This window comes from Paracoccus sp. SY (assembly GCF_002901215.1).
GTDB lineage: Bacteria > Pseudomonadota > Alphaproteobacteria > Rhodobacterales > Rhodobacteraceae > Paracoccus > Paracoccus acridae.
On sequence record NZ_NWMQ01000011.1, the window covers coordinates 93,833 to 111,575 of the forward strand.

The 17,743-nt window shown below is 66.6% G+C and carries 21 protein-coding genes; 10 read left to right on the forward strand and 11 right to left on the reverse strand.

Annotation, left to right across the window (positions count from 1 at the left end; genetic code table 11):
* Positions 1 to 4 precede the first annotated feature (4 nt).
* The gene (locus tag CK944_RS11060; RefSeq protein ID WP_103173113.1) at positions 5 to 760 is read right to left on the reverse strand and encodes a YoaK family protein; all 756 of its coding nucleotides are present in this window, start codon (positions 758 to 760) and stop codon (positions 5 to 7) included.
* 209 nt (positions 761 to 969) lie between these two features.
* On the opposite strand from CK944_RS11060, the gene CK944_RS11065 reads away from it, so the two are divergent.
* Entirely contained in the window at positions 970 to 1,635 is a 666-nt protein-coding gene (locus CK944_RS11065; RefSeq protein WP_158247989.1) for a DUF2268 domain-containing putative Zn-dependent protease, read from the forward strand.
* On the opposite strand, the gene CK944_RS11070 is transcribed toward CK944_RS11065, so the two are convergent.
* The 5 genes from CK944_RS11070 to CK944_RS11090 all read right to left on the reverse strand — a co-directional run bounded on the left by CK944_RS11070 (position 1,624) and on the right by CK944_RS11090 (position 4,952).
* Positions 1,624 to 2,289, reverse strand: a complete 666-nt coding sequence (locus tag CK944_RS11070; RefSeq protein WP_103173115.1) for a rhomboid family intramembrane serine protease — start codon at positions 2,287 to 2,289, stop codon at positions 1,624 to 1,626. The genes CK944_RS11065 and CK944_RS11070 overlap by 12 nt on opposite strands.
* Positions 2,289 to 2,480 (reverse strand): Trm112 family protein, encoded by a 192-nt coding sequence (locus CK944_RS11075; protein WP_103173116.1) that lies wholly within the window; start codon positions 2,478 to 2,480, stop codon positions 2,289 to 2,291. Before CK944_RS11075 ends, CK944_RS11070 begins: the two co-directional genes overlap by 1 nt.
* On the reverse strand, positions 2,477 to 3,103 hold the full coding sequence (locus CK944_RS11080) for an LON peptidase substrate-binding domain-containing protein (RefSeq protein ID WP_103173117.1): 627 nt from the start codon (positions 3,101 to 3,103) through the stop codon (positions 2,477 to 2,479). The genes CK944_RS11075 and CK944_RS11080 overlap by 4 nt, the downstream gene beginning before the upstream one ends.
* 4 nt (positions 3,104 to 3,107) lie before the next feature.
* Positions 3,108 to 4,016: a thioredoxin gene (gene trxA, locus CK944_RS11085; protein WP_103173118.1), complete on the reverse strand. Its 909-nt coding sequence runs from the start codon at positions 4,014 to 4,016 to the stop codon at positions 3,108 to 3,110.
* Positions 4,017 to 4,166: 150 nt separating this feature from the next.
* On the reverse strand, positions 4,167 to 4,952 hold the full coding sequence (locus CK944_RS11090) for an exodeoxyribonuclease III (RefSeq protein WP_103173119.1): 786 nt from the start codon (positions 4,950 to 4,952) through the stop codon (positions 4,167 to 4,169).
* Between the two features lie 148 nt (positions 4,953 to 5,100).
* Here CK944_RS11090 and CK944_RS11095 point away from each other — a divergent pair, with 148 nt between their 5' ends.
* Both CK944_RS11095 and CK944_RS11100 read left to right on the forward strand, forming a co-directional pair.
* A complete protein-coding gene (locus CK944_RS11095) occupies positions 5,101 to 6,417 on the forward strand; it encodes an MFS transporter (protein WP_103173120.1) in 1,317 nt (438 codons plus the stop codon).
* 51 nt (positions 6,418 to 6,468) lie between these two features.
* On the forward strand, positions 6,469 to 7,443 hold the full coding sequence (locus CK944_RS11100) for a glutathione S-transferase family protein (protein WP_103173121.1): 975 nt from the start codon (positions 6,469 to 6,471) through the stop codon (positions 7,441 to 7,443).
* Positions 7,444 to 8,025: 582 nt separating this feature from the next.
* Here the strand turns inward: CK944_RS11100 and CK944_RS11105 are convergent.
* Positions 8,026 to 8,712, reverse strand: a complete 687-nt coding sequence (locus CK944_RS11105; RefSeq protein WP_103173122.1) for a response regulator transcription factor — start codon at positions 8,710 to 8,712, stop codon at positions 8,026 to 8,028.
* Between the two features lie 136 nt (positions 8,713 to 8,848).
* On the opposite strand from CK944_RS11105, the gene ribA reads away from it, so the two are divergent.
* Positions 8,849 to 9,907 (forward strand): GTP cyclohydrolase II, encoded by a 1,059-nt coding sequence (ribA, locus tag CK944_RS11110; protein ID WP_103173123.1) that lies wholly within the window; start codon positions 8,849 to 8,851, stop codon positions 9,905 to 9,907.
* Positions 9,904 to 10,398 (forward strand): L,D-transpeptidase, encoded by a 495-nt coding sequence (locus tag CK944_RS11115; RefSeq protein WP_103173124.1) that lies wholly within the window; start codon positions 9,904 to 9,906, stop codon positions 10,396 to 10,398. Before ribA ends, CK944_RS11115 begins: the two co-directional genes overlap by 4 nt.
* Here CK944_RS11115 and CK944_RS11120 read toward each other — a convergent pair.
* Both CK944_RS11120 and CK944_RS11125 read right to left on the reverse strand, forming a co-directional pair.
* Entirely contained in the window at positions 10,395 to 11,534 is a 1,140-nt protein-coding gene (locus CK944_RS11120) for an alkane 1-monooxygenase (protein WP_103173125.1), read from the reverse strand. The two genes, CK944_RS11115 and CK944_RS11120, sit on opposite strands and share 4 nt — an antisense overlap.
* A 10-nt stretch (positions 11,535 to 11,544) precedes the next feature.
* Positions 11,545 to 12,570, reverse strand: a complete 1,026-nt coding sequence (locus tag CK944_RS11125) for an A/G-specific adenine glycosylase (RefSeq protein ID WP_239986041.1) — start codon at positions 12,568 to 12,570, stop codon at positions 11,545 to 11,547.
* A gap of 85 nt (positions 12,571 to 12,655) precedes the next feature.
* Between CK944_RS11125 and CK944_RS11130 the strand changes: the two genes are divergently transcribed.
* The 3 genes from CK944_RS11130 (at position 12,656) to mscL (ending at position 14,397) form a co-directional block, all read left to right on the forward strand.
* Positions 12,656 to 13,207: a DUF721 domain-containing protein gene (locus CK944_RS11130; protein ID WP_103173146.1), complete on the forward strand. Its 552-nt coding sequence runs from the start codon at positions 12,656 to 12,658 to the stop codon at positions 13,205 to 13,207.
* A complete protein-coding gene (locus CK944_RS11135) occupies positions 13,201 to 13,821 on the forward strand; it encodes a DsbA family protein (RefSeq protein WP_103173126.1) in 621 nt (206 codons plus the stop codon). The genes CK944_RS11130 and CK944_RS11135 overlap by 7 nt, the downstream gene beginning before the upstream one ends.
* Positions 13,822 to 13,941: 120 nt before the next feature.
* Positions 13,942 to 14,397, forward strand: a complete 456-nt coding sequence (mscL, locus tag CK944_RS11140) for a large conductance mechanosensitive channel protein MscL (protein WP_103173127.1) — start codon at positions 13,942 to 13,944, stop codon at positions 14,395 to 14,397.
* A gap of 19 nt (positions 14,398 to 14,416) precedes the next feature.
* Here the strand turns inward: mscL and ald are convergent, their stop codons facing one another.
* Positions 14,417 to 15,535: an alanine dehydrogenase gene (gene ald, locus CK944_RS11145; protein WP_103173128.1), complete on the reverse strand. Its 1,119-nt coding sequence runs from the start codon at positions 15,533 to 15,535 to the stop codon at positions 14,417 to 14,419.
* Between the two features lie 131 nt (positions 15,536 to 15,666).
* On the opposite strand from ald, the gene CK944_RS11150 reads away from it, so the two are divergent.
* Positions 15,667 to 16,128, forward strand: a complete 462-nt coding sequence (locus CK944_RS11150) for an Lrp/AsnC family transcriptional regulator (protein ID WP_103173147.1) — start codon at positions 15,667 to 15,669, stop codon at positions 16,126 to 16,128.
* A gap of 1 nt (position 16,129) precedes the next feature.
* On the forward strand, positions 16,130 to 16,987 hold the full coding sequence (locus CK944_RS11155) for an alpha/beta hydrolase (RefSeq protein WP_103173129.1): 858 nt from the start codon (positions 16,130 to 16,132) through the stop codon (positions 16,985 to 16,987).
* 4 nt (positions 16,988 to 16,991) lie between these two features.
* On the opposite strand, the gene CK944_RS11160 is transcribed toward CK944_RS11155, so the two are convergent.
* Positions 16,992 to 17,743 (reverse strand): hypothetical protein (locus CK944_RS11160; protein WP_205049021.1); only part of this gene is annotated, 752 nt, incomplete at its 5' end.

The following is a 17,743-nucleotide window of genomic DNA, read 5'->3' on the forward strand; positions in this document are numbered from 1 at the left end:
GCATCTATCGCCGCTGATACGGGCGCGTCCTTCGCAGAAGTGACGGCAGGGACAGCGCCAGCAGCAGGGCGGCCAGCGGAAGGGCGAAATAGAAGCCCATAACAAGATAGCCCGTGGCGCCCACCACCCCGCCCAGGACATAGGCCCCCACCAGGAAGACCAGGATGCGCAGCTTTTCCCGGTCTTCCTTCACCCCGCTTTCCGGCCAAAGCCGGCCATAGATCGCGCGTCCGGATTCGATCCCGATATCCGTGATCATCCCGGTCGCATGGGTGGTCCTTATCCTGGCGCCCGATATCTTGGTGATCGTGGCGTTCTGCATCCCCATGATGCCGCAAAGCCAGGCAAGGGCGAAAATCCGGCCGGTTTCGGTCGTGAACGCCCCGGCAAGGGCAAAGCAGGCAAGGCAGGTTCCCTGCACCGCCAGCGGAAGCGCGAAATGCTTTCCCTTTCTGCGTTCCCTTGCCCAGTTGACCAGAACGGCGCTGATGGCGGCACCCGTGGTGAAGGAAGCGATCGCCAGAACCGCTGTCACCAGGACGACCAGGTTCCCCACGACCAGATTGTCCGCGATCTGCGAAAGATAGCCCGTCATGTGCGACGTGTATTGCGCCAGGGCGAAGAAGCCCCCGGCATTCGAGGCCCCGGCGACAAGCGCCAGAAACAGCGCCAGCCCATAGTCGCGTCCCTGCGACCGCCGGTGGCCGACAAGCAACCTTGCCGCCACAAGCTGTCTGGAGAGATGCCTTGAACGCGTCATCGGTGTTCCCTGCCGAAAAAGGCCGAATTGGCATCGGCTTCGCCGCCAAGAGTGTCGGCGCGCCCTTGCCGCAGCAAGCCCAAACAGACAGGTGGCGCGGGCCGCCGGTGCTGCGGGTCCATTCGCTGGGCATGGCCCCCGCCTGTTCCGCATGTGGCCTGCCACCTCAGTCTCTGGATTGCGGAAGCGGCAGGCGGTATATCCATCTCATGACCCTCTGGACACTCCATTTCCTGAACGCGCGGCACGATCTGACGCGGATCCTGTCCGAAACCCGGCAGGCCAGCCGCGAGGCTGTGGCGCGGGCCGCGGGCCATGCCGCGTTGCCGGATTTCGACCTGGTCGTCCGTGCGCATCGGGACCGGTCCCCCGATGGCGCGGTCCAGGGCCATTGCCCCGCGCCCGGCATCATCGAGATCGCCGTGACCCCCGACCGCTTCGACCCTGTCCAGTTCAGCCGCGCCTTGATCCGCCAGATCGCGCATCTGCTCCGCCAGGAGGGGCCGGGCCATGGCCGGTCCCTGGGCGAGGTGCTGGTCAGCGAGGGATTGGCCGGGCATTTCGTGCTGCAGGTCATGGGCGGTCCGCCCGACGGCCTTGACACCGTGCGGCCCGCGCAAGGTGCGATGCGGCAGGCGATGAACGAATGGGCGCGGCGCGATTACGATCATGGCCGCTGGTTCGGGGGCAAGGGCGATCTGCGCCGCGGCACCGGGCACGGCCTGGGCCACCGGATGATCGCCGAGCATCTGGCCCAGGCCGGCGGCGATACGGCCGCGTCCCTGGCGACCGCGCCGGCCGAGCCGTTCCGCCAGATCCTGCGCCGGATCGCGGCTGCCGGGGGTCAGGCCGAGGCGGAACCCTCAGAAGGCTGACGGACGAGGGCTGCGGCCCATGGCCATCCAGCCGCCCATGACCAGCCCGGCCAAGGCGCCGCCCAGATGCGCTTCCCAGGCGATCGACGGCATCAGCACGGTCAGCGCCACGTTCAGCACCACCATCACCGCCACCCCGCGCCACAACTGCCCCAAGGGGCGCCGGCGGCGCCAGCCGGTCACGGCGGCATAGCCCACAAGCGCGCCCGCCAGCCCGAAGATCGCGCCCGACGCGCCGATCATCGGCCCGCCATCCGGGGCCATCAGCCCAAACAGCAGCGCCGCCGCAACCTGGGTCACGGCATAGACCAGGGCCATGCGCTGCGGGCCGATCAGCCGGTTCAGTTCCCGCGCAAGCGCCACCAGCGACAGCATGTTCATGGCCAGGTGCAGCAGCCCGGCATGAAGAAAGCCATAGGTGACGAAGACAGACAGGAGATGGCCGGGAAACACCCCGTGCCCCGCCCACAGGATCGGCGACCAGAAGCCGCCGAAGATCACCACGGCCTGCCGCACGACGGGATAGCCCAGCAGATCCGCAAGCATGGTCAGCGCCTGGACCCCGCAGCACAGCACGATCACGGCCTTGACCCACCAGGGCAGCCGGGGAGCCGATGATTCCAGAAAGCTGTGATGATCGGTCTGGGCCACCATCAATCAGCCTTGATCTGGCGGGCCTCGGACACCAGCATGATGGGGATTCCCGCACGGATCGGGAAGGCAAGTCCCGCCGTCCTGGACACCAGTTCCTGCCGCGCCGCGTCATAGGACAGGGTCGCGTGGGTCACCGGGCAGACAAGCGCCTCGAGCATGTGGCGGTCGAAGGGGGGCGGGGTCTGGCTCATTGCAGTCGTTCCTCGTTGTCGCCGCCATGAAGGGCGAATTCGATCAGCCCTTGCAGCAGTTCGCGCCGGTCGGCCAGGGAGGGGCTTTCCAGAAGCGCCTGCTTGTCGCCGGGCGAGAAGGGCAGGGCCATCGCCAGGGAATTGATCAGCGCCTCGTCCGGGGCCTCGGCGGCGGCATCCCAGTCGGTCGAAAGCTCGTGCGATTCCATGTAGCGGCGCAGCAGGGGAAACAGGGCGTCGCGATCCAGCGACGGATCCTCCTCGGACCCCTTCAGGTCGCGGCCGAAGGACGACCAGTCCACCTCGGCCATCAGATAGGGGGTGAAACCCTCCTGCACCTCGGTCAGGCGGAACCGCGACACCGCCAGAAGCGAGATCATCTGCCGCCCGTCGTCGGTTTCCGAAAAGGCCACCACCCTGCCCGCGCAGCCGATCGCCGCAAGGCCCTCGCCCTCGGGCTGGATCAGGCCGATCAGGCGGTGATCGGTCTTCAACGCGTCGTCCAGCATCTGCAGATAGCGCGGTTCGAAGACATGCAGCGGGATCCGCGCGCGCGGCATCAGCACGGCCCCCGCCAGGGGGAACAGGGGGATGCGCGCGGGCAGGTCGAAGCGGAACCGCATCGGATCAGGCGAAGATCATGGACGACAGGCGGCGGCGGCCCTTTTGCACCAGCGGATCGTTGGGCTTGAGGCTGTCGAAGATGGTGAACAGCTGCGCCTTGGCCGCGCCTTCGTTCCAGTCGCGGTCACGGCGGAAGCTGTCCAGAAGGATGTCGATGGCGTCTTCCACCCGGCCTGCGGCGTGCAGGGCCTGGGCATATTCCAGCCGCGCCTGCTGGTCGTCGGGATCGGCATCGACGCGGGCTTGCAGGGCATCCAGCGGCCCGGCCTTGGCGGCCTGGCGGGCCAGGTGCAACTGGGCGCGTGCGGCCTCGACCGGGGCACTGGTCGCGGCGGGGGCGGGAATCGCGTCAAGGGCGGCCTGCGCGGCATCCGCGTCGCCCGCGGCCAGATGGGCGCGGACCAGGCCCGCCCAGGCATCGTTGCTGGAGGGATCTTCCTCGGCAATGGCAGCAAAGGTTTCGACGGCGTCGGTGAAGGCGCCTTCGGCCAGCATCTGTTCGGCCGCGGCAAGCGCATCGGCCAGGCCGCCGTCATCGCCGGACAGGGCCGCCAGCTTGTCCACGAACTGCTTGATCTGGCTTTGCGGAATCGCGCCCTGGAAGGCATCGACCGGCTGGCCCTGGAAGAAGGCGTAAACCGTGGGGATCGACTGCACGCGCAGTTGCGCGGCGATCATCTGGTTCTCGTCCACGTTCACCTTGGCCATGCGGACGCGGCCCTTGTGGCGCGCGACCTCGGCCTCGAGTTGCGGGCCGAGCGTCTTGCAGGGGCCGCACCAGGGTGCCCAGAAATCGACGATCACCGGCACCTGCATCGAGGCCTGCACGACCTCGGCCATGAAGTTCGCCTCGGTCACGTCCTTGATGAAGTCGGTGGGTTTGGGGGCGTCGGTGGCGCCGTCAAAGAGCATGGTCATGGAATCCCCAAAGGTTCGGGTCAAACTGTTGGGCGCAATATGGGGGCTGGGGCGTCCAAGGGGAAGGGTTGTTTGGGGCGGCAAGGCTGGGGGACTTCACGTCCCCCAGACCCCCTGTGGGATATTTGCGCCAAAGTGAAGGGATCAGAGATCGAAGGAAGCCAGCACCGGCACATGGTCGCTGGGCTGTTCCCATCCCCGGCAAGGGCGCAGGATGCGGCTGGCATGGGCGGCGTTGGCGATGTCCTGGCTGGCCCAGATATGGTCCAGGCGGCGGCCCTTGTCGGCGGTGTCCCAGTCCTTGGCGCGATAGCTCCACCAGGAATAAAGCAGCCCGGACGGAATGTCCTGGCGCGTCACGTCCACCCACTTGCCCGCGTCCTGCGCCGACAGCAGGTGATCGACCTCGACAGGGGTGTGGCTGATGATCTTCAGCATCTGCTTGTGCGACCAGACGTCTTCTTCCAGGGGCGCGATGTTCAGGTCGCCCACCAGGATCGACTTGCGGGGGTTGTCGGCATGGAAGACGTCGCGCATCTCGGCCACGAAATCCAGCTTCTGGCCGAACTTCTCGTTCACGGTGCGGTCGGGGATGTCGCCGCCCGCGGGCACATACATGTTGTGGATCGTCACGCCGTTTTCCAGCCGCGCCGCGACATGGCGGGCATGGCCCAGGCTGGCATAGTCGCGGTCGCCCGCATCCGTGATCGGCAGGCGCGACAGGATCGCCACGCCGTTATAGCCCTTCTGCCCGCGCGCGACGATATGGTGGTAGCCAAGCGCCCGGAACTGCTCCAGGGGGATCTTGTCCACCGGCGACTTGCATTCCTGAAGGCAGAGCACGTCCGGCGCTTCCTCGCGCAGGAAGCGGGCGACGAGGCCTTCGCGCAGGCGGACCGAGTTGATGTTCCAGGTGGCGACGGTGAACATGGGCAGGCTCCTTTGGCGGGGGACCCTAGCCTCGGGGGCGGCCGGTGTCGAGTTGACGCAAGGGCAGGAAAATGCCGCGCCCGTTCCGTCACGGCTTGGTGATCGGGGTAACTGCCGCTAAGCAATGCCATCGGCAATGGGGGACAGGATGCGATTGACGGTGGACGAGGCTTTGGCGCGCGGCGGGGCCGGGCGATTCCAGTGGCGGCTTCTGGGTATCTTCGGGCTGGTCTGGGCAGCCGACGCGATGCAGGTGATCGCGGTGGGCTTTGCGGCACCATCCGTCGCCGCCACCTTCGGACTGGACCGCATCACCGCCTTCCAGATCGGCACGGTGTTCTTTGCGGGCATGTTCCTGGGCGCCTTTGCCTTTGGACGCATCGCCGACCGCATCGGGCGGCGCAACATCCTGGTGCTGACGGTGGGCATGGACGCGATCTTCGGGCTGGCGTCGGTCTTTGCGCAGGATTTCACGCTGCTTCTGGTGCTGCGCTTCCTGACGGGCGTTGCCGTGGGGGGCACGCTGCCCGTGGATTACGCGATGATGGCGGAATTCCTGCCGCCCCGGAACCGGGGCCGCTGGCTGGTCTGGCTGGAAGGATTCTGGGCCGTGGGCACCATCGTCGTGGCCCTGACCGCATGGATCGCCGTGGCGCAGGGGGCGGTGGCGCCTTGGCGCTGGATCTTCGCGGTGGCCGCGATCCCCGCGCTGATCGGGATCTTTCTTCGCATGTGGGTGCCGGAATCGCCCATGTACCTGATCCGCAAGGGGGATGCCGCCGGGGCCAAGGCGGTGATCGACCGGGTGCTGGTCACAAACGGGATGCAGGCGCTGCCGCGCGATGCGGAACTGGTTCCCGCGCCGGTGCCGACCGGGGCCGAGGCCTCGATCTTTTCGGATCTGCTGCGGGCGCGGACCATCGGCGTGCTGGCGGTGTGGTTCCTGGTGTCGCTGTCCTATTACGGCGTCTTCGTCTGGGTGCCGAACCAGCTTGCGACCGAGGGCTTCGGCTTCGTGCGCGGATACGAATTCCTGGTGGTGCTGGCCCTGGCGCAGGTGCCGGGCTATGCACTTGCCGCCTGGGGGGTCGAGGCCGTGGGGCGCCGCGCCACGCTGCTGGGTTTCCTGCTGCTCAGCGCCGCCGGTTGCGCGCTGTTCACGGTGGCGACCGGCACCGCGATGGTCGCCACCGCGCTGATCCTGATGAGCTTTGCGCTGCTGGGCACCTGGGGCGCGCTTTACGCCTTCACGCCCGAGCTTTACCCCACCCACCTGCGCGGCACCGGCATGGGCACCGCCAGCGCCATGGCGCGGCTGGGCGGGATCCTGGCGCCCAGCCTGCTGGCCTTTGTCTTCGCCAAGGGCTTCGGCTTCGCCATCGGCGTCTTCGCGGCGCTGCTGCTGCTGGGCGCGCTTGCGCTGCTGCTGGTCAAGGCCGAGACGCGCGACCAGGCCATCGCCTGAAACCCGACGCCCCCGCCGCCCGTTGGCCCGTGATTCACCGGAGGATGAAACATGGGCCAACTGGTCAACGGCGTCTGGAAGGACGAATGGTACGACACGGGATCAAGCGGCGGCGAATTCGTCCGCGACACGTCCAAGCACCGCAACTGGGTCACGCCTGACGGCAGCCCCGGTCCGACCGGCGAGGGCGGCTTCAAGGCGGAAAGCGGGCGATACCACCTCTATGTCTCCTATGCCTGTCCCTGGGCGCATCGGACGCTGATCTTCCGGGCGCTGAAGGGGCTGGAGGATCACATCGACGTGTCGGCCGTCCACCCCGACATGCTGTGGAACGGCTGGGAATTCCGCACCGATTTCGACGGCGCGACCGGCGACCGGCTGTTCGGAGAGCCGTATCTCTACAAGCTTTATCTGCGTGCCGATCCCCAGGCTTCGGGGCGGGTGACGGTGCCGGTCCTGTGGGATCGCGACACCGACCGGATCGTGTCGAACGAAAGCGCCGACATCATCCGCATGTTCAATTCCGCCTTCGACACCATCACCGGCAACAGCGACGACTACTGGCCCGAGGACCTGCGCGATCAGATCGAGCATCTGAACGACCGCATCTATGACACGGTCAACAACGGCGTCTACAAGGCCGGTTTCGCCACCAGCCAGGAGGCTTATGACAAGGCCGTCCACCCCCTGTTCGACAGCCTCGACTGGATCGAGGGGATCCTGGCCCAGCACCGCTATCTTGCAGGCGACCGGCTGACCGAGGCCGACTGGCGCCTGTTCACCACCATCGCCCGCTTCGACGCGGTCTATCACACGCATTTCAAGTGCAACCGCCGCCGGATCGTCGATTACCCGAACCTGTGGGGATGGGCGCGCGATCTGTATCAGATGCCCGGCGTGGCCGAGACGGTGCGGCCCGACCACTTCATGCGCCATTACTATTTCAGCCACGACATGGTGAATCCGCATCGCATCATCCCCATCGGCCCCGATGCGGACTGGACCGCGCCGCATGGGCGGGGATGACAGGACGAAGCCCCGGCGCGGGAAGGCACCGGGGCATCAGAGGGAGGGAGAGAGTGTGACCGCATCCGCCGGCCACTGGGCTTCGGGGGATGAACGCAAAGCCGTGCCGGAGGTTCCAGGGTGTTGTTCCCAACCTGCAACCCCGGTGCGCGGCTGGCATCGTCAGGCGGCGGAAACCCTTGGCAGGGACCTGTCAACCGTCAGATGCCGGGCGCAGTCATCCACGAACTTCGGAACCGTAATGGAAACAAGGACAGATGCTGGCCCAGCAGATCGGGTTGGGATGATGAAGGATGAGACCAGCAAGGATCGGGAGAGGGGCTGACAGACCTGGTGCAGATGATTGCGCGCTGCCTTGCCCCGAAGGCCGCGAAAAAAAACACATCCCCAATAATCTTTCCAGTCAGAGGATTGCAGACACAGGATGGTCGGGTAGGGCCTGATCCGGCGCCTGTCTGTCCCTGATGGCTGCATTCACGGGAACCCCTGCGCATGGATCCGGGTCGCAAGGAAGGTGGCGCTTGCCCGGACTTGCAAAGGGCCCGACATCATGCCAGGCCCTGCAAGGTCGGTCTTGTCCGGTCAGGCCACCAGCCGATAGCCCCCGGATTCCGTCACCAGCAGGCGCGCATTGCTGGGATCGGGTTCGATCTTCTGGCGCAACCGATAGATGTGAGTTTCCAGCGTGTGCGTGGTCACGCCCGCGTTATACCCCCAGACCTCGTGCAGCAGCACGTCGCGGGCCACCACCCCGTCCTGCGCGCGATACAGGAACTTGAGGATGTTGGTTTCCTTCTCGGTCAGGCGGATCTTGCGGTCCTTGCCGTCGATCAGCATCTTCATCGCGGGCTTGAAGGTGTATGGTCCAAGCTGGAAGATCGCGTCCTCGGACTGTTCATGCGTGCGCAGTTGCGCGCGCAGGCGGGCCAGCAGGACCGGGAACTTGAACGGCTTGGTGATATAGTCATTCGCGCCCGCGTCCAGGCCCAGGATCGTGTCGGCATCGGTGTCGTGACCGGTCAGCATCACGATGGGACATTTGACGTTCAGCTTGCGCAGCTTCTTGCACAATTCGCGCCCGTCGGTGTCGGGCAGGCCCACGTCCAGTATCACCAGGTCGAAGATCGCGCCCTTGGCCGCGTCCACGGCGCCCGCGCCGGTGCCGGCCTCGGTCACGTCGAATTCGTCGGTGGCGGTCAGTTGTTCGGCCAGGGCCTCGCGCAGGTCTTCCTCGTCATCGACAAGCAGGATCTTTTTCAGTCCGGGCATGTTGCCTCCTCAATCTCATTGCGCGAGTAGGTGGGCGAGGCTTGCCCGACCGTCCAGCATCATGTCGGAAATCTCACATGGAGTTGTCGGCCGGGGCGCTTATGTTTCAGATTGTTTCAAATTCGCAGGATCGCTGATGAGCCTGATCCCCACCCTGGCCGAAACCGTGTCGCGCGCGCGCAGCGACCTGCGCATGGGGCTGCCGGTGATGATCGGCCCCTGCCTGGTCGCGGCGGTGGAAACCCTGGCGCCCCCGCGGCTGGAGGCGATCCGCGCGCTTGGCCGCCCCGTGCTGGCGCTGACCGAACGGCGGGCCGAGACGCTGAAGGCGCGGGCCTATGACGACGGGCTGGCCCGCGTGATCGTGCCCGACAGTGCCGATCATGCCTGGCTGCGGGCGCTTGCCGATCCCTCGGGCGATTTGATGACGCCGATGAAGGGGCCGCTGTTCACGGAACGCGAAGGCGATGCCACCCCGCATCTTGCGGGGCTTGCGCTGGCGAAGTCCGCGCAGCTTCTGCCCGCCGTGCTGGTGGTTCCGTCCGAACCCCTGCCAAGCCTGACGCAGATCGCCCCCGGCCCCTTGCTGGCGCGGCTGGCGCACGAAGCCGCCCTGGCCCCTGTCGCCGCCGCCAACCTGCCGCTGCTGGCGGCGGAACGGTCGCGGCTGCACATCTTCCGCCCCGACGACGGCGGGGCCGAGCATTACGCCATCGAGATCGGCGATCCGCCCCGCGACGCCCCGGTGCTGGCGCGGCTGCATTCGGCCTGCTTCACCGGCGACGTGCTGGGCAGCCTGAAATGCGATTGCGGCCCGCAACTGCACGCCGCCCTGACGGCGATGGGGCAGGCGGGGCAGGGGGTGCTGCTGTATCTGAACCAGGAAGGGCGCGGCATCGGGCTTGCCAACAAGATGCGTGCCTATGCCCTGCAGAACCAGGGTTTCGACACGGTGCAGGCCAACCACCGGCTGGGGTTCGAGGATGACGAGCGCGATTTCCGCATCGGTGCCGCCCTGCTGCGGCGGATGGGGTTCACGCAAGCCCGGCTGATGACCAACAACCCGCGCAAGGTGGCGATGATGGAAAGCCACGGCATCACCGTGACCGAACGCGTGCCGCTGGTCGTCGGCCGCAACCGCTTCAACGAGGCTTATCTGGACACCAAGGCCGAAAAATCGGGGCATCTGCTGTGAGGCCCGACGATCTGGTCCTGACGCCGCAAGGGGTGCGCTTTCGCGGGCGGGTCTTTCCGTGCAGCATCGGCAAGCGCGGCGTCACCCGCGACAAGCGCGAGGGCGACAAGGCCACGCCTGCCGGGGTGATGCGGATCACGGGGCTGTGGTATCGCCCCGACCGCCTGGCGCGGCCCGCCCCCTGGGCGCGACCCATCGGGCCGGGCGATCTGTGGTGCGACGCGCCGGACCATCCGGGTTACAACCACCATGCCCGCGCACCTTTAAAAGCCAGCCATGAAAAGCTGCGCCGGGCCGATCCGCTTTACGACCTGGTCCTGACGACCGACTGGAACTGGCCCAACGCCGTGCCGGGCCGGGGCTCGGCGATCTTCCTGCATCAATGGCGCCGGCCGGGATACGGGACCGAGGGCTGCATTGCCTTTGCGCGTCCGCACCTGGTCTGGATCGCGCGCCATGCGCGGCCCGGCACGCGGGTGATCGTCCCCTAGAGCGCGTTCCTGGGCATCGGCAGATCGCCCCGGTTATAGGGGCCCCAGTCCGTCACCTCGGGATAGAACTGCTTGCGCCAGGCGCGGACGCGCGGGTTCATGCGCCGCCGCCACCAGGGCGGGACCATCGCCACGAAGGTCATCGCCGGATAGCCCAGGGGCAGTTGCGGCGCCTCGTCCTGCCCATAGGTTTGCAGCAGGGGAAAGCGCCGTTCCGGCTTGTAGTGGTGGTCCGAATGGCGCTGCAGGTTGATCAGCAGCCAGTTCGAGACCCTGTGGCTGGCGTTCCAGCTGTGGCGCGGCAGGATATGTTCATACCGCCCGTCGCCCAGGTGCTTGCGCGTCAGGCCATAGTGTTCGACATAATTCGTCAGTTCCAGTTGCCAGATCGCCACGAAGGCCTGGAAGACGAACAGCCCCAGCCCCTGCAGGCCCCCCAGGGCCAGGGCCAGCAAGACCATCCCCCCTTGCAGCATCCCATAGCGCCAGAACGGATTGCGCCGGTCCCAGGGGCTGCGCCCGGCACGGGCCAGCAACCGCCGTTCGGCCCGCCATGCGCTGCGCGGACCCTGCAGGAGAACGCGCCAGAAGAAGCGATAGAACCCTTCGTTATAGCGCGCCGATACCGCATCGCGCGGGGTCGAGACCCAGGCGTGATGGACCAGCAGATGCTCGGTCCGGAAATGGGAATACAGGGTCGAGGCCAGCAGCAGGTCGCCCATCCAACGTTCCACCGCCCTCTTCTGGTGCAGAAGCTCGTGCGCATAGACCATGCCGATGGTGCCGGACAGAACGCCGATGCCGAAGAACAGGCCCAGCTTTTCCGGCCCCGTCAGATGACCTGCACGGGTCGCATACCAGATGCAGCCGAAGATCGCGGCGAATTGCAGCGGGAACCAGATCACCGTGATGGTCCGGTGCCAGAAAAGCCGCGCGATGTCCGTCCGGGGGTCGGGATTGGCGCCACTCGTGCCCAGTACGCTGTCCAGGGCGGTGGTCAGATACCAGGCATAGGCGGGCAGCAGCATGAACCAGAACCCGCCCCAGGCCGCCGCCACCCCGATCAGCGGCAGCATGACCACGGACATCCAGAAAGGCGCGGCGGGCGGCAATCTGCCTGGGGTTGAATCGCTCATGCCCGCGATCTTATGCGGCGATCTCGGCCCGCGCCATATCCCAGACCTTGCGCATCAGGCCCGGCAGCGCCTCTCGGTCGATATGCCGCAGGGGCACCAGATGGCCGCGCGCGGGCGGCCCGTCCAGATCGCCCAGCATGACCTGAAGGGACAGGTTGAAATGGGTGAAGACATGGCGGACATGGCCGATTTCCCGCCACTGCGCCCCGCCCGGCGGCGGCAGGTCGCGCCCGTCCCAATGGGCCGAGGGGAAGGCCAGCGTGCCGCCCAGAAGGCCCTTGGCCGGGCGTTCCTCGAACAGCACCGCGTCGCCTTGGCGGGCGACCCAGGCGATGCCGGTCCGGTCGGGCTTGGCGGCTTTCGGCGCCTTGCGGGGCAGGCTGGCGGCGATGCCCTGGGCACGGGCATCGCAGTCGTGGATCAGCGGGCAGATGCCGCAGGCCGGGCTGCGGGGCGTGCAGATGGTCGCGCCCAGGTCCATCATCGCCTGCGCGTAATCGCCGGGGCGCGAGCGCGGGGACAGCGTTTCCGCAAGCGCCACCAGTTCGGGCTTGGCGGCGGGCAGGGGCGTTTCCACCGCGAACAGCCGCGCCACGACGCGTTCGACGTTTCCATCAACCACGGTTTCCGGCGCGTCATGGGCGATCGCCGCGATCGCGGCCGAGGTATAGGCCCCGATCCCCGGCAGCGCCTGCAACCCCTTCCGCGTCTCTGGAAAGCCGCCCTCTGCCGCCACCGCGCGGGCGCAGGCCAGCAGGTTGCGGGCGCGGGCGTAATAGCCAAGCCCGGCCCATTCCGCCATGACCTGCGCGTCGGGCGCGGCCGCCAGATCCTGCACGGTCGGCCACAGCGTCGTGAAGCGTTCAAAATAGGCCTTCACCGCTGCCACCGTGGTCTGTTGCAGCATCACCTCGGACAGCCAGACGCGATACGGGTCGGCCTTGCCGCCGCCCGGGGGCACGCGCCAGGGCAGGACGCGCGCATGGCGGTCGTACCAGTCCAGCAGTCGCGGGGCGATCACCTTGGTGTCACGCAATTATCAGTCCCTCGTTTCCGTTGCCCGGCTTTCATCCGGGAAAGCGTCTGATAAGGATATGGGGGTGATAGCCCGGCAGGCAAAGATGGCACGACCGCCCGACCACAATCCGAAACACATGGCCCGCCGCAGGCGCGGCTTCCAGCAGGCCGCGATCCTGCTGGCCGACCGGGTCCAGAAGGCGGCCGAGGGGCGGGGCTTCGCCATGGCGCGTCTTCTGACCCACTGGCCGGAAATCGCCGGACCCCAGCTTGCGGCCATGACCCGGCCCGTGCGCATCAGCCATGCGCGCACCGGATTCGGCGCGACGCTGACCCTGCTGACGACCGGTCCGACCGCGCCGCTGGTCGAAATGCAGCTGCCGCAACTGCGCGAACGGGTAAACGCCTGCTATGGCTATAACGCCGTGCAGCGCATCGTGCTGACTCAGACGGCGGCAAGCGGATTTGCCGAAGGGCAGGCGGTCTTTGCCGCCGCGCCCCCCAAGGCCGCGCCGCCCGATCCGCAGATCCGCGAACAGGCCGACCTGATCGCCCGCCAGTTCCAGGATCCCACGCTGGCCGAGGCGATGGCCCTGCTGGCTGTGAACATCGCAACCAAACGACACCGGAACCACCGAAAGGATTTTCCATGCTGATCCGTTCTGCCGCCGCCGCCCTGGCGCTTGCCTTTGCCGCCCCCGCCGCCATGGCGCAGGACGCCCCTGCCGCGCAGGCCGAAACGCTGCCGGACATCGCCCTGGGGGCCGAGGACGCGCCGCTGACCATCGTCGAATACGCCAGCTTCACCTGCGGCCATTGCGCCAATTTCCACCAGGAAAACTGGCCGAAGCTGAAGGCGGAATATGTCGATACCGGCAAGGTGAAATTCATCCAGCGCGACGTCTATTTCGACCAGCCGGGCCTGTGGGCGGGCGTCCTGGCCCGCTGCGGCGGGGACGACAAGTACTATGCCGTGTCCAACATGCTGTTCGACGAACAACAGGAATGGCTGGCCGGCGGCACCGGCGAGGAGATCGCGGCCAACCTGCGCAAGATCGGCCTCAAGGCCGGCATGACCGAGGAACAGATGACCGCCTGCTGGGAAGACACCGCCAAGGCCGAACAGTTGATCGCGACCTTCCAGCAGAACGCCAGCGCCGACGGGATCGAGGCCACGCCGACCTTCATCATCGGCGGCGAGAAGGTCCAGAACCAGCCCTGGGACAGCATCAAGGGCGTCATCGACGCCAAGCTGGCCGAAACCAACTGAGCCGCGAATTGGCCCGCCCGCGACCGGGCGGGCCGGTTCATCCGCGGAATTGCTTTTTGATTGTCGGGACAGCATGATCTGCAAGCGTCAGGATGGCGCGTGGCTTACAGGAAAGCTGTCATGATCAGAGAGTTCAGGGAATTCATCGCCCGCGGCAATGTCATCGACCTTGCCGTCGGGATCATCATCGGCGCGGCCTTCACGGCGATCGTGAATTCCCTCGTGGCCGACCTTATAAACCCGATCCTTGGTCTGCTGACGGGCGGGGTGGATTTCACCAACAAGTATTTCGTCCTGTCAGGCAATGTCCCCGAAGGCGCAAGCCTTGCCGCCGCCCGCGATTCGGGTGCGGCAGTCTTTGCCTATGGCGCCTTTGCCATGGCGGTGCTGAACTTCCTGATCATCGCTTGGGCGGTCTTTCTGCTCGTCAAGGCGGTGAACCGGCTGCAACGCATGGCGGTAAGGCCCAAGGAGGAAGTCGCGGCCGGCCCTACGCAAGAAGAATTGCTGGCCCAGATCCGCGACCTGCTGGCGGATCGGACCGCCTGGGCCGACCGTCCCGCGCCGCGGATCTGACCCAAGCGCCGCGCCGGCTTCAGCTTGCCAACACCTGATCGGGCGTGATCGCCTCCAACCCCAATGCCTCGCCCACCGGGGGCGAGGTCAGGCGCCCCTGATGCGTCGACAGGCCCGCGCGCAGGTGGGGATCCTCCAGCACCGCCTGGCGCCAGCCCTTGTCGGCAAGCGCCAGCATGAAGGGCAGCGTCGCGTTTCCCAGCGCCTGGGTCGAGGTCCGCGCCACGGCGCCGGGCATGTTCGCCACGCAGTAATGCACGATCCCGTCCACCTCATAGATGGGGTCCTGGTGGGTCGTCGGGCGCGACGTCTCGAAGCAGCCGCCCTGGTCGATGGCCACATCCACCAGAACCGCGCCGGGCTGCATCGTGCCCAACTGGTCCCGCGACACCAGCTTGGGCGCGGCAGCGCCGGGGATCAGCACCGCGCCGATCACCATGTCGGCCCTGCGGATCAGGTCGGCCGTGGCGGCCGCGTTCGAATATTGCGTGGTCAGCCGCCCCATGAAGATGTCGTCGAGATATGACAGCCGCGCCACCGAACGGTCCGTGACCGTCACATTGGCGCCCATGCCCACGGCCACCCGTGCCGCCGCCGTGCCGACCACGCCGCCGCCGATGATCACGACATTCGCGGGCCGGACGCCCGGCACCCCGCCCAGCAGCACGCCGCGTCCGCCATTGGCCTTTTGCAGCGCCCAGGCGCCCATCTGCGGGGCCAGTCGTCCCGCGACCTCGGACATCGGCGCCAGCAGGGGCAGCCCGCCGCGCGCATCCGTCACGGTTTCATAGGCGATGGCCGTCACGCCCGAAGCCAGCAGGTCGCGGGTCTGGTCGGGGTCGGGCGCCAGGTGCAGATAGGTGAACAGCATCTGCCCGTCGCGCAGCATCGCGCGTTCGGCGGCCTGCGGTTCCTTGACCTTCACGATCATGTCCGCCGCATCGAAGACGGATTTCGCATCCGGCGCGATGCTGGCCCCTGCGGCCGCATAGTCGTCGTCCGTGAAGCCCGCGCCAAGACCCGCGCCGCTTTCCACGATGACGCCGTGGCCGCGGGACACGGCCTCGGTCGCGGCGGCGGGGGTCAGGCCCACGCGGAATTCCTGCGGCTTGATTTCCCTTGGACAGCCGATCTTCATGTCATCCTCCCCTTGTTTTGGGCCAGTGTGGCACCGGCCTGTCGCAAGGTGCTGCGAAGGTTTGGCCGGATGATCCCGGTCAGCCGCAGAAACCGGTGGAAATCGGCGCGACGGTCGAAGAATATCCCGTCATGTCCGATCTTGATGCAATAGACCGCCGGATCCTGGCCCTTCTTCAGAAAGAGGGTCGAATCAGCAATGCCGAACTGGCGCTGCGGGTGCATCTGTCGCCATCCGCCTGCCACCGCCGCGTCCAGCGGCTTGAGGAGACGGGCGTGATCCACGGCTATGTCGCGCTGCTGGATGCGCGAAAGCTGCGCCGCCAGACCACGGTCTTCGTGGAGATCACCCTGTCCGGCCAGGCGGACGAGGTGCTGGAGGCGTTCGAAAAGGGCGTGCGCGCTATCCCGGACGTGCTGGAATGCCACCTGATGGCGGGGACCGCCGATTACCTGCTGAAGATCGTGGTCGAGGATACCGACGATTTCGCCCGCATCCACCGCCAGCATCTGGCCCGCCTGCCGGGCGTGGCGCAGATGCATTCGTCCTTCGCGCTGCGGACGGTGTTCCGCACGACCGCGATTCCGGTGTGACATGATCCTGGCCCGCCGCCACCTGCTGTCCCTGCTGGCTGCCACCGCGGCCTTGCCGACCCTGGCCCAGGCGCCGCAAGACCCGGTGGACGAGATCATCCATCCCCGCGCCAGCCATTTCCCCTTCGGCCCACTGGACGCGCAATGGCGGATCCATGTGGGCCTTCCCGATGCGCCGCCCCCGCCCCAGGGATATTCGGCGATCCTGTCGCTAGACGGCCGCAAGACCTTTCCGCAATTCTGGCAGCATCGAGAGGCCAGGGCTGCAAAGGCGCCGGTGATCCTGTTCGCCATCGGATACGAAGGTGCCATCCGCCGCTGGCGCGACCTGACCTCGCGTTCGATGAAGCCGGTCCAGCCGATCCTGTTCTATCGCGCGGCCCCTGCCGACCGCCTGACCGGAGGAAGAGAGGCGTTCCTGTCCATGATCGCCGATCAACTGCTGCCCGAACTGGCCCGCCGCTATCCGCTGAACCGGAAGGACATGACCATCTATGGCCATTCGCTGGGCGGGCTGTTCGTCCTGCACGCGCTGTTCACCCGTCCGCATCTGTTCGCCCGCTATGTCGCCGCCGATCCTTCCGTCTGGTGGAACGCAGGCGAATCGCAGCGCGAGGCGCAGGCTTTCGCAGGCGGTGTCGCGGCGGCGGGCGGGATCGTCGATCCGGCGATCCCCGTGATGATCGCGCAGGCGGGACGGGCACGCCAGGGTCATCCCCACGATCCGACATCGCTGATTCGCATCTTGTCGCAGATCCGGGGGATCGAGACCCTGTATCGCTCCTATCCCCAGGAAAATCACGGCTCGCTGATGGCACCATCGACGATGGATGCCCTGGACCTGCATCTGCGCAAGTAGCGGCTCAGGCGGGTGCCGCTTGGGCTTGCAAGGACAGGCCGGCCGCATGGCCGACTGCCAGCGACAGGAACACCATCTCGCCACCGTCCTCGAGAATGCCGACAATTCCGCCGAGTATCGAATAGGCCGGAGTATAGACATGCAGGAAATCGATCGCGGCGGCGCAGAATGCAGCGCCGCCAAGGAAAAGGAACAGCGGAACGGTCAGGCGTCTGATGATGAAGGGGGCCTTGATCCAGCCATAGACCAGCGTTCCGGCAACTGCGATCCCTTCGGCTGCGATGAAGATCAGCTCTCCAGCCCCCGGCGGCAGGTCCAGGCCAGGAGCAATCGCCGCGACCAAGGTCGAAGCAAAGCGTTCGTGCAGTTGGAGGCTGTCGTCCAGCAAGGCAACAACGGAAAAGAGGACAAACCCCAGGAAAATGACCTGTTTGTGCCTGTTCAGCAGCAGCGCTGATAGACCCGCAAGAACAAGCCATTTGATATAATTCAGTATTTCGCCCAAGGCCCAGTCGCGGTCGATGCGCAGGATATCGGGGAAGGTGGCAATTGATCCCTGCAGGAACAGCAAGCCGAGACCTGAATGAAGCAGGATCAGGACGGCATCGGCGATCAAGAACCCCATCAGGATCGGAACGTGAAACCTTGTCCCCGTGTGGCGAGGGATGGCGGCCAATCGGGATATGCCCCGGTTGGAAAAACCGTTTCCTGAACTCATGACACTCATACACCAAAGGGCACCTCGAAAAATTGCGC